General features: G+C 47.5%; 1 rRNA gene. It reads right to left on the minus strand.

From position 1 onward, the window contains the following. A 23S ribosomal RNA gene (locus tag GON22_RS25605) occupies positions 1 to 303 on the minus strand; the annotation flags it as partial. Positions 304 to 589 lie beyond the last annotated feature (286 nt).

The following is a 589-nucleotide window of genomic DNA, read 5'->3' on the forward strand; positions in this document are numbered from 1 at the left end:
CTACAACCCCTACGGACAAGTCCGTAGGTTTGGGCTAATCCGCGTTCGCTCGCCGCTACTGACGGAATCACTATTGTTTTCTCTTCCTCAGGGTACTTAGATGTTTCAGTTCCCCTGGTATGCCTCTACTTACCTATGTATTCAGTAAGAAGTGACTGCGCATTACCGCAGCCGGGTTTCCCCATTCGGACATCCCCGGATCAAAGCCTGCTTACGGCTCCCCGAGGCAATTTCGTTGTTCGCCACGTCCTTCTTCGGCTCCTAGTGCCTAGGCATCCTCCGTGCGCTCTTAGTAGCTTAACCAGTTGCTTGATTGATGGCTGTTACTTGCGTAACCATCCATTCAATCTTCGCTTCGTGTTATAAAACTAAAGCTTTAAGGATGTTTCATTATTCGCTATCCAGTTTTCAAGGTGCAAATGCTGCTCTTTCGAGCGGCAGATTCATATCTTATCAATGTTTAGAAAGAACAATTGCTCTTTCAAAACTGACAACGAGCGAGACACAACTGTCATTGTGTATCCAGTCATCATCGTGACTGGGTATATCCTTAGAAAGGAGGTGATCCAGCCGCACCTTCCGATACGGC

The sequence above is a fragment of the Paenibacillus sp. MMS18-CY102 genome (assembly GCF_009789195.1).
Lineage (GTDB): Bacteria > Bacillota > Bacilli > Paenibacillales > Paenibacillaceae > Paenibacillus_T.